The sequence below is a fragment of the Collinsella sp. AM20-15AC genome (assembly GCF_003471405.1).
Taxonomy (GTDB): domain Bacteria; phylum Actinomycetota; class Coriobacteriia; order Coriobacteriales; family Coriobacteriaceae; genus Collinsella.
In genome coordinates this window covers 1-10,842 of the sequence record NZ_QRJA01000041.1, presented here as the reverse complement: position 1 = coordinate 10,842, position 10,842 = coordinate 1, and the positions used below count along the sequence as shown (strand labels likewise).

Below are 10,842 nucleotides of genomic sequence, written 5' to 3'. Positions count from 1 at the left end.
GCGACGGACCTCGGGACGCTCTTACACCACGTCTGCGCGCGCCACCCGACTCCAAGAGGTCGTGGACAAAAAGTGGCAAATATGAGTACTGTTACCATTTTAGTAGCAGGCAAAACCACCCAAAATGGCGCTCATGCGGTAGCGCACGACCCTTCCAGTTGACCAGAATGGCCGGCTTAGGACTTGGAGACCCGCTTTTAATAAACAGATTCTTAACTATGTTCATTATTTTCTTGGTCGTAAATGCTATCGGCAAGGCAACAGTACTCATATTTGGCATTTTTTGTCCACTGCCATATAACTAACGCCCTATAGCGGGCAAAAAACAGGCCGCAGTCCATCGCTGCGGCCTGTTTGGAGTCCAAAAGAGGCGCTAAGCGCTGTAACCCATCGCCTGCAGAACAAACATGACGACCGTCAGCACCGTAATCACACCGATAGTCGCCCAAGTGAGCACATTCCACACGCGGCCATTGCGGTTGGCGCCCATAATGTGACGGTCGGCAGCGATAACCACCTGGAACACCAGAACCACGGGCAGTAGCACGCCATTGATGACCTGCGAGGTCATCATGATCTGGAACAGATCGACGCCGGGCATGAGCACCAGCACGGCAGAGATGCCAATGATGGCAGTAATGATGCCGCGATAGACCGGGGCCTCGTCCCAGCTGCGGTCGGCACCGCGCTCCCAGCCAAATGCCTCGCAGATAGCGCTCGACGTAACGCCCGGCAGCACGCAGGCAGCCAAGAAGCTCGCCGCGACCAGGCCCGAGGCAAACAGTACCGTAGACCACTGACCCGCAATAGGCTCCAGCGCGCGGGCAGCATCGGCAGCATCGCTGATCTGAATACCCGCCGGGAACAACACCGTGCCGGTCGTGATGATAATAAAGCCGGCAATGATATCGGCAGCGATCGAGCCGCTCACGGTATCAATACGCTGCAGCACGATATCGTCCTCGCCCGCGTTCTTATCGACCACGTTGTTCTGTGCCAAGAAAATCATCCACGGCGCGATAGTGGTACCGATCGTTGCGACCACGAGCGACACGTAGCTGGGGTCATTTTGAATGTTGGGCACGACCAGGTCGACCGCGACCTCACCCCAGTTGGGGCCAGCCATAAACGCGGCGACGATATAGGTCACGAACACGCAGCTCACCAGCAGCAGAATCTTCTCGATGCGCTGGAAACTCCCCGACATGGTAAGCATCCACACCAGCAGCGCCACCAACGGCACCGAGATGCTCGCCGGCACGCCAAAGAGGGCAAGGCCGCTCGCAATACCCGCAAACTCCGAAATGGTCACAGCCGTGTTGGCGATCAACAGCGCCGCCATAGCAAGTACACTCTTGCGCACGCCAAAGCGCTCGCGAATGAGCGATGCCAGGCCCTTGCCCGTGACGCAGCCGCAGCGCGCCGCGGTCTCCTGCGTCACGATGAGCAGCACGGTCATGACAGGAAGCATCCACAGCATCTTGTAGCCATAGCTGGCGCCCGCGCTGGAATACGTTGCAATGCCGCCGGCGTCATTGCCCGAAAGCGCCGCCAGCAGACCAGGACCCATAGCGCCAAAGATGGCCGCGATGGTCAACTTTTGCTTGGTGCCCGACTTTTGCTTGGTATTTTGCACGCGACCACCTAACCCATGACCGACATGGCGAGCAGCACCGCGGCGATGCAATACGCCACGCACGAGATCATGACGGCAATAACGTTCATGGCGGTGCCCGACGTGTTGAGGTCATGCTCGTCACGCCAGAACAGCACCATCAGGTAAATCACGGCGCTCATGTTGCCAACCAGGCAAATAATGGCAGCGATATTAAAGCACCCGGTAAAGAGCTGCTCCTCAAACATGGGCGCATCGAGGAACGCAGCGGTGCGCACCAGCTGGGCGCACAGGTAGGTCACGAGTGACAGAATCAGGCCCATGCCCGTGCTCTGGAAGAAGAACCCCAGATACGGCTTGGGCTCGTCGTCGTGACCGTCATACTCCAGGAAGTAGTTCTTGACGAACGACACCATGCGCGAGGCCGCCAGCAGCACGAGCGGCATGGCGCACATGGGGAACACCACCAGATGCGCGGAGCCGAGCGCCGTCCCCAGCACGGTCGCCATGATGCACGACGCGATGCCCCATACAACAACCCAGTACTGGCGATGCACGAACCAGCTGAGCACGTTCGTCGAGTCGTCCGACGCGCTATCGCCCGAGCCGACACCGGCGATCTGCAGGTCCTCCTGATGCTCCTCGGCGATAACGTCCATGGCGTCGTCGAAGGTCACGATACCAAGGATATGACGGTTCTCGTCGCAGACAGGGATGGCAACCAGGTCGTACTTGGTCATCTCGTCCGTCACGTCTTCCTGGTCCTCGTCGGGCGACACATAGACCAGGTCGCGATAGGCCAACTGACCCAGCGTGGCGTCGCGGTCGGCTACGATCAGCGTGCGCAGCGAAAGCACGCCGGTCAGCATGCCGCTCGGATCCTCGGTATAGACGTAGTAGACGCTCTCGAAGTCCTCGTCGAGCTCGCGAATCGCCTCGATGGCGTCACCGACCGTTGCCGTGGCGGGCAGGGAGACAAACTCCGAGGTCATGATGCGGCCGGCGGTGTTGTCCTCATACCCCAGCAGGTTACGAATCGCTTTCTCTTCCTTGACGCCCATCAGGCGCAGGAGCTTCTCGGCCTTCTCGTAATCGAGCTCGTCGATCAGATCGGCGGCGTCGTCCGGGTCCATCATGGCCAGCATCGACGATGCGTCGGTGTCGGACAGGCCCTCGAGCATCTCGGTCATAAGCTCGTCGTCATCGAACTCCGAGATGGCCTCGGCGGCCTGGGCAGTATCGAGCTGCGCAAACACCTGCGCACGCAGACGCGGGTCGAGCTGCTCGATAATGTCGGCGATGTCGGCAGGGTGCAGCTCGCCGAGCGTCTTGTGCGACACCGAGAGTTGAATGTTCTTGGTCGAGCGGTCGAGCAGGTCCATGTAGGACCAAGCGATGATGTCCTCACTGAGCGGCTTGCCCAGGTGCTTCATAAAGCCTTCGACGATATGCTCGAGCGCGGGGCTGATGGCGCGTAGCAGACCGCGAGCACCGACCTCGGCGCCCAGCAGGCGCAGCTGGTTTTCGCCCGACATGGAAAACTTGATGTCGTTGACGCGCACGACCTTCATGCCCTGCGTGTCGACAATCTGCTTGTTGAGCACGTCGCGGGCAAGCAAGAGTTCGGTCGGCTGCAGGTACGAGAAGCGAATATTGGTGGCAGACGTATTGAGATACACGCCTGTCTCATCGATGCGGTCGACCCATTTGCGCCAGCTGATCATGAACGGCGTCTTGCCGGGACCGCGGAACGCGAGCGACGTCACGTGCGGAAAAACTTCGCCGGTTGCAATGCCAAAATCGTTGACCACGCCGAGCTTTTCGCCGTCGACGTCCAAGACTGGCAATTTGAGCATCTCACTCAGATAATTCAATGGTGCTCCCCATCATTATTCCTCCGGACGCGGCCGCGCGTGCGGCGTCCGGGGGCTTCTGGATATGTATACGCATGCGCGGGCGGCACGCCGCTCGACGCTTACACCCCGTGCATGCGCAAAAAGCACCTGCATGGGGTCATCGACTGTATGGTCGAGGTTTGGATTTCACCTGTAACCTTTCTCTTGACCCTCATTAACCGCAGTAACTATAGCATCAGCATCGCCCTGCGGCATCGAATTTATGCGCTGCACATTGCAGGCATACCAAACGCTGACGCATCCGTGACATAGCCATTGGGGACGTTCTTAAACGACTACCCAATGACTACTCTGTGGTGTCATCGTCCTCGGCAAGTTGGGGGAACACGGCGTCCTTGGGCATGGTGACCTTCGTCAGCGAGGTGAGCTTTTTGCTCAGCGACGTGTCCGTCTTAACCAGGTCGCTGAGCGTCACGATCTTGTAGCCGTCGGCAATGAGGCCATCGATAATCTGCGGCAGCGCCTCGAGCGTCTGCTCGGCGCATTCGTCTCTATCGGTGAGCAGCACGATATTGCCCGGCGTCACCGAATCGAGCACCGTTGAGACCTGCTCGTCGGCACCGTTGAGCAGCCAGTCGCCCGAGTCGATATTCCACGAGACCACGGCGGAGACCAGGTCCATCGCATCAATCCAGTTTTGCTCGTCAAAGGCAGCGTAGGGAGCACGCAGCAGCATCGTCTTCACGCCGGTCGCCGACTTAATCGCATCGGTGCCTTTCGTGATCTGCTCGCGTACCGCCTCACGGTCCTGACCCTTGAGCGAATCGTCGCTGTAGCTGTTGGATCCGATTTCGCACCCGGCATCGACAATCGCCTTGGCCGTGGCAGGCGAGGCCACGGCCGCATCGCCCGACAGGAAGAACGTCGCGGTGACGCCCTTTTCCTTGAGTACCTGCAAAATCTGCTTGGTCGCGCCGCTCGGACCCTCGTCAAACGTCAGCGCCACGTACTTTTTGTTGCCCTTGGGCGCCACGCTGGCGCACGCAACGACGCAATCGGTGGCGGGCACAACCTCGCCGCGGTCCTGCGTCTTGCCCGACTGCTCACCAACCCACACCTCGGAGCGGCCCTGGACACCCCACGTCTGCACATACTCTATGGCGCCCGTGCCCTCGACCTTGAGCTTGGGCTCGATAACCGTAGCCTGAATCTCGTGCTTCTCGTAGGTGTTACGGCCATCCTTGACCGTCACCTTCTCGCCGCCCTCAAGTTCGCGGCTATCCCATTTGCCCTGCTTCACGCGCTTGCCGTCGACCTTCACCGACAGCTTTTCGCCCCCATGGCGCTTGAGCACGCTGTCATCGACGGCCAGTAGGTCGCCTGCGTCGTAGGTGTCAGTCAACTCCTGGTCGTCTATGAGATTCTGCAGCGTAGAGCCCACGCGCACCGCGGTCTTTTGCCCGTTGAGTTCCACGTCCACGCTGCGGTTGACGTAGCCCACGACGGCAGCGATAAACAGCACGAGCGCACAGCCCACGGCAATGAGCGCATAGGGCAGACGGGACGGTCGGCGCGGCGAGCGCCCGTTGCCGATGCGCGCGCTGCGGTCGCTAAACCCGCGGCTATGGTTGAGGTACATCGCGCCGGGCTTACGGCGGCGACGGCGCTGACCGCTGGGCAGCTGCCCCAGGTCGCGGCGCGCCGTCGGACGCGCACCCGAACGCCCGTTTAAGTTGGATCCGTTTTGGCGCATGTGCCCTCCCCCATAAACACAGCAAGCCGGAGCAACAGGTCTCCGGCTTGCCTCCCATCATTTGGTACGTCGCTATTTTGTAGCTTTTGACGAGCCTCCGCTCGCCTTTTGGTATTCGTCCTTAAAGGCCTTGAACATGCCGCGCGTCTTGCCGAGCTGCTTGCCCAGTGCGCGACTGCCCTTGTCCACGGCAACCGACCCCTTGTCGTCGAGCACCTTGGCGCCCTTTTTGACCTTGTCGCCCACCACGACGCTGGCCTCGGCGGCCTTGGCAGCCGCACCGCCCGAATACCCGAGCGACTTGACCTCGTCCGAGACGACCATCGCGCCGTTCTCGTAGCCGCGCAGCATCGTCGGCGGCACCTGCGTGTCACCAACCAAAACACTCGAAGCAGCACCGGCGGTCACATAGAATGCCTGCACGATGCCCGAGCGCGGCTTGAACTCAACGTCCGAGCAATAGCCCACGACGTCGCCCGATTCCGTGCGCACGTCCATACCGACCCAGATGATGCAATCGTCCAGGTTGATGTCGAGGCGCTTGGCGGCGGCGGCATCGTACGTGTCCTTGACGTCATCGACCGCAATAGCGCCCTCGTAGACACCAATGGCGTCGAGCGCTACGAATCGGTCGGGGCGCTCGATCATGCCCGCGATATCGGACTGGCGGACCATAAAGCCGACCACGCGCGTACCGCCCGGGGTAAAGACCGGAAAGTGAATCTTTCCGAGCTTTTTAGGGCTGCGCGGCGTGCCGTCCTTTTTGGTGCGCTTGTCCTCGGTAGGCTTGCGATAGATCTTGGCGCCGACAAAATCCCCGGCGCGCATTATGCCTCGGTCGAGGGCTCCGCAGCCTCGGTATCAGCCTCGACGGCGTTCTCGACCACGACGTCGGCGGCAGGCGTCACGTTGCCGCCCGAAATGGCGTCGTTGAGCTGCTCGCGCAGCTGGTCCATGCGCTCGCGGGCCAGGTCGACCTTGGCGCGCAGGTCGTCGGTCTTGGCGTCGACCATCGGGCCAAAGTCATTCACCGCAGCACGGGCCTCCTCGGCGCTGTGCTCGTAGGTGTCGCGCATATTGTCCCAGGCGTCGTTGGCGATATCGGCAGCCATGGCGCGGGTCTCGGCGCCCGAGCGCGGGGCCAGAGCAACGCCGACAATAGCGCCGGCAGCGGCACCAAAAAGTGCGCCGGAGACAAAGCTGAAAGTCTTACCCATGATCATTCCTCTCCTGCGGGCACGTCGGTGCCCACCGTTTGAATGCTGTCCATTATACCCGCAGCGCATCACTTGCCGCTCCGCTCATCTGCGTACGGCAAAGACGCAGGTACGTGATGGTGATAAACGCGTAGGCCTACTCCTGAGGCATAGCCGGCATGGCCACCGTGGCACACGGGTCCTCGCCGGCGCCGTCCACGAGCGGCAGGGCGCCCTCATGCGCAGGTCCTGCCGGAACCGTCGCCGCACCGCCAAAGACGGCCGCAGGGGCCTCGTGGTTCTCGGCGACCGCACCCTCGGTATCGATTGCCTCCTGCGGCTCGTCGTCAAAGTTGGGGACGCCCTGGGGCTCGGTGGGAACGGGCTCGGCGGTCGCATCGGCAACGGGCTCGGCGTCGACCGGCACATCGCCCTCGTCAGCGCCCTCGTCCTCGGCAGCATCTTCGCCGTTCGCGGCGGCGACGGCCTCGTGAGGATCCTTGCCCTCGGCCTCGGCGCGCATGCCCAGCACCAGGTTGCGCAGGCCCGCGACCGTGCCTTCCACGTCGGGGGCAGGCTGGTCGGCGTGCAGGTACGCCCAGTCCATCATAAAGGTGGCCGACGACAGCGCACCGATGGCCAGTGCGTCGTCGGGACACGAAAGCTCGACCTCAAAGACACGCTCGTCATGCTCGCTTACGCGCGTGCGGCCGCACGAGATGCTACCGGCAAGACCGGTCTCGTTCATGAGCTCGACCGTCACGTGCTCCAGCAGGTGGCAGAGCTCGGTCTGACCCATGCAGTCCTGGAACTCGCGGCCGGAATCGCCCAGGCACAGGTGCTTGGCAATCGCCGGCACCAGGTAGTACACGCGCGCCGTGGCCTCGATATCCTCCGAGGTCATGAGCGGCATGCCGGGGTTCACCAGCACGTGCGCGCAGATCTTGTCCTCGCTGACGGTGACCTTAAGGATGTTGAACAGGCCTGCCATAACTCTCCCCTACTCTTCCTTGTCCTACTCGTCGCCGTCGTGCGGATTCGCGGAACCCGCACCCGACGTCGTCGGCTCGTCTACCGAAGACTCGGAATCCTTCTTATCGGTTTCGGCCGGAGCGATCACGCGAATGAGCGAGATGCGCTGGCCACGCATCGACTGCACTTTAAACTTGTACCCCGCGACCTCAAACACCTCTCCGATGTCGGGCACCGAGTCGCAAAGCTCCAAAATCCAGCCGGCGATGGTCTCATAATCATCGCTTTCCTCGAGCGGCCAACCAAGCTCAATCGCGTCATCGCACGAAAAACGCCCATCGACGAGCCACTCGCGGCGCGAAAGGCGCGTGAGGTACTTGTTGTCGGGGTCGAACTCGTCCTCGATCTCGCCCACGATCTCCTCGACGATGTCCTCGATGGTGATGATGCCGGCCGTGCCGCCGTACTCATCCACGACGACCACGATCTGGTCGTGCGAGGTCTGCATCTCGGACAGCAGCGGCAGGATGTCCTTGGTGTCGGGCACAAAGGTGGCGTCGCGCAAAAAGCCGGCGATGGGCTGGTCGCCCTTGCCGTCGAGCGCGGGCTGGATCAGGTCCTTGATGTGCGCGATGCCCGCGACGTTGTCGGGGTCCTCGTGATAGACGGGGATGCGGCTGAAGCCGGTCTGGCGCATGGTGGACAACACGTCGGCGACCGTCTCGTCGTCCTCGCACATGGTGGTGTCCACGCGCGGCACCATGACCTCGCGGGCAACGGTGTCGCCCAGGTCGAAGATCTCGTGGATCATGCGCTTTTCCTCGTCGAGCAGGTCGTCCTGCTCCGAGACCATGTACTTGATCTCTTCCTCCGAGACGTTCTGACGGTCATCGGCACTCTTGATGCGCAGGATGCGGGCCAGGCCGTCGGAGCAGGCACCGGTCAGCCACACGAGCGGGCGGGCGATCTTTTGGAAAAACGACAACGGTCCCACGACCTGCTTGGACACGCCCTCGGCATTGGCCAGGCCGATGCGCTTGGGGACGAGCTCGCCGATCACGATGGACACGAAGGCGACCGCGACGGTGATGATGACCGGCGCCAGGCCGCGTGCGATGGCGGAAAGCGGCGCGACGCCAAAGCTCATGAGCCACGTGGCGAGCGGGTCGGACAGGCTCGTCGAGGCGACGGCGGACGAGGCAAAGCCCACGAGCGTGATGGCGACCTGGATGGTAGCCAACAGCTGATCGGAGTCGGCGGCGAGCTGGACGGCGCGCTCGGCGCGCTTGTCGCCCTCCTCGGCATCGTGCTCCAACACGGCACGCTTGGCCGTGGTGAGAGCCATCTCGGACATGGAGAAGTAGCCGTTGATAAGCGTCAGGACAAGCGTGGTAATAAGGGAGATGGTTATGTCCATCGGGAGTTTCTCGAACCTCCAAGATTCGGGACGTTGGGTAGTAAGCGTAGGTGACGGATAGGGCAATTGCGCCGGTCGCCCGTGCGAGCGGGGCCGTGGGCGCGGTCGCTAGATTACGAAGAGGATCACCGCCATGAACTGGAAGATGCTGCCGGCGAGCACCCACAAGTGGAAAACACTGTGCAGATAGCGCACGTTTTTGGCGATATAGAACGGCACACCCACGGTGTAGCACACGCCGCCGACGGCGAGCAGGGCAAGTGCCACGGGGTTGAGCAGCGACACGAGCTCGGGCAGTTTAAAGACAACGAGCCAGCCCATCAGCAGGTAGACCAGGCCACTTACCCAGTGCGGTTGACGCTCGCGCATAAAGCACTCGAGGGCGATACCGATGATGGCGATGGCCCACACCGCAAAGAACAGCATAGGGCCGCCGTCGTTTGCGAGCGTGATGAGGCAAAACGGCGTATAGCTGCCGGCTATGAGCAGGTAGATGCAGCTGTGGTCGATGATGCGAAACACGCGCTTGGCGCGCGCAGGCTGAATCGCGTGGTAGAGCGTGGAGGCTAGGTATTCGAGGATAATGCTGACACCATAGACAATCGCCGCGGCCATGTGGGCCGGGCCTCCGCCGCGCAGGGCAGCGAATACGATCAGGAGCACCAGGCCCGCGATACCCAGCAGGCAGCCGACACCATGGGTGACGGAGTTCATGATCTCCTCGCCCACCGTGTAGTGTGGAACGGCCGCGATCTTGGGTCGCGGCTTGGAACTGTCGCTCGAATCGGACATGCCGGTTACATCCTCCAACGTAAAGAGTTCTCAACACTATATCAAAGCGTCTGGGTGCGTGCGAAATTTGCACCATACGTGACCCTTTGTTTACCCATTCTTTGCCTGTTGACGCATCAACGGCGAACATCCATAATGCGCTTGTTTTAAATGTTGATGTATTAACATCTTTAAGGAGAACCGTAAATGCCTCAAAGCGCACACCCCCATCGAAAGTTCAAGATAGCCGGCATTGTTACGTTGGTAGTCGTTGTCGCGCTGCTGGGGTTTGCCGGCAACTTTCTGTTTGACTTCGCGCTGAATCCCCGCGCGCCATACACCATGAAGATGATGCAGGACGGCAAGGACGACAAAGAAGGTGAGCAGCCGGATGCCGAGGAAACCGAGGCGCGGGCATGGTTTAAAGAGAACCGCGAGAGCAGCAGCCTCACCGCAGATGACGGAACCGAACTTGCCGCTTGGTATTTTGCCGCCCCAGAGAGCACGCACAATTACGCTATCTGCCTACACGGATACACCGATGAGCCCATCGGTATGGCCCGATACGCCAAACGATTCCATGACCGCGGCATGAACGTACTCGCACCTGCCGCCCGCGCCCACGAGCGCTCCGGCGGCGACTATATCGGCATGGGCTGGCCCGAGCGGCTCGATGTCGTTGCATGGATTGGGCGGATCGTTCAGGCTGACCCCGAGGCGCGCATCCTGGTCTTTGGCGAGTCGATGGGTGCAGCGACCGCCATGAACGTTGCGGGGGAATCTCTGCCCGCAAACGTGAAATGCATTATCGAAGACTGTGGTTATACAAGTGTTTGGGACGAGTTTTCTCTGCAGCTCAAGGACGTGTTCGGCCTGCCCAGCTTTCCCTTGCTCGATGTAGCAAACTTGGTGTGCAACGTGCGCGCGGGCTACGACTTTCATAAGGCGAGCAGTGTGGAACAACTCAAACACGCGACGGTTCCCATGTTGTTCATCCACGGCGACCAGGACACCTTTGTGCCGTACGACATGCTCGACCAAAACTACGACGCGTGCGCCAGCAAGGTCAAGCAAAAGCTCACCATTCATGGCGCCACCCACGCCAAGAGTGCGCAAGTTGACCCCGAGCTCTACTGGAACACGGTCGACGACTTCCTCGGAAAGAATTTTTAGGCAAAAAGCAACGTCCGGGGCTTTATCTGGCCCCTATTTTCGAAGGCTCTGTTAGACCAAGGTTGACATAAAAACGATGTCACCGCGAG

At 61.0% G+C, this 10,842-nt stretch carries 9 protein-coding genes; 1 reads left to right on the top strand and 8 read right to left on the bottom strand.

From position 1 onward, the window contains the following. Window positions 1-373 precede the first annotated feature (373 nt). The 8 genes from DW233_RS09640 to DW233_RS09605 form a co-directional block, all read right to left on the bottom strand. Entirely contained in the window at window positions 374-1,570 is a 1,197-nt protein-coding gene (locus tag DW233_RS09640) for an Nramp family divalent metal transporter (protein ID WP_055252163.1), read from the bottom strand. A gap of 74 nt (window positions 1,571-1,644) precedes the next feature. Then, window positions 1,645-3,489 carry a magnesium transporter gene (locus DW233_RS09635; protein ID WP_117648227.1) on the bottom strand — a complete coding sequence of 615 codons (1,845 nt, stop codon included), beginning with the start codon at window positions 3,487-3,489 and terminating at the stop codon, window positions 1,645-1,647. A 328-nt stretch (window positions 3,490-3,817) separates the two neighbouring features. Continuing rightward, window positions 3,818-5,224 (bottom strand): polysaccharide deacetylase family protein, encoded by a 1,407-nt coding sequence (locus DW233_RS09630; RefSeq protein ID WP_233547984.1) that lies wholly within the window; start codon window positions 5,222-5,224, stop codon window positions 3,818-3,820. 72 nt (window positions 5,225-5,296) lie between these two features. Further along, the gene (locus DW233_RS09625; RefSeq protein WP_055252569.1) at window positions 5,297-6,052 is read right to left on the bottom strand and encodes a hypothetical protein; all 756 of its coding nucleotides are present in this window, start codon (window positions 6,050-6,052) and stop codon (window positions 5,297-5,299) included. Further along, a complete protein-coding gene (locus DW233_RS09620; protein ID WP_035136593.1) occupies window positions 6,052-6,441 on the bottom strand; it encodes a YtxH domain-containing protein in 390 nt (129 codons plus the stop codon). Before DW233_RS09620 ends, DW233_RS09625 begins: the two co-directional genes overlap by 1 nt. Window positions 6,442-6,577: 136 nt before the next feature. Beyond that, window positions 6,578-7,411 carry a hypothetical protein gene (locus DW233_RS10475; protein ID WP_233547983.1) on the bottom strand — a complete coding sequence of 278 codons (834 nt, stop codon included), beginning with the start codon at window positions 7,409-7,411 and terminating at the stop codon, window positions 6,578-6,580. A gap of 24 nt (window positions 7,412-7,435) precedes the next feature. Next, entirely contained in the window at window positions 7,436-8,809 is a 1,374-nt protein-coding gene (locus DW233_RS09610; RefSeq protein WP_118267962.1) for a hemolysin family protein, read from the bottom strand. Between the two features lie 108 nt (window positions 8,810-8,917). After that, window positions 8,918-9,601 carry a hemolysin III family protein gene (locus DW233_RS09605; RefSeq protein ID WP_199574636.1) on the bottom strand — a complete coding sequence of 228 codons (684 nt, stop codon included), beginning with the start codon at window positions 9,599-9,601 and terminating at the stop codon, window positions 8,918-8,920. A gap of 186 nt (window positions 9,602-9,787) precedes the next feature. Between DW233_RS09605 and DW233_RS09600 the strand changes: the two genes are divergently transcribed. Then, on the top strand, window positions 9,788-10,753 hold the full coding sequence (locus tag DW233_RS09600; protein ID WP_118267960.1) for an alpha/beta hydrolase: 966 nt from the start codon (window positions 9,788-9,790) through the stop codon (window positions 10,751-10,753). The last annotated feature ends 89 nt before the right edge of the window (window positions 10,754-10,842 follow it).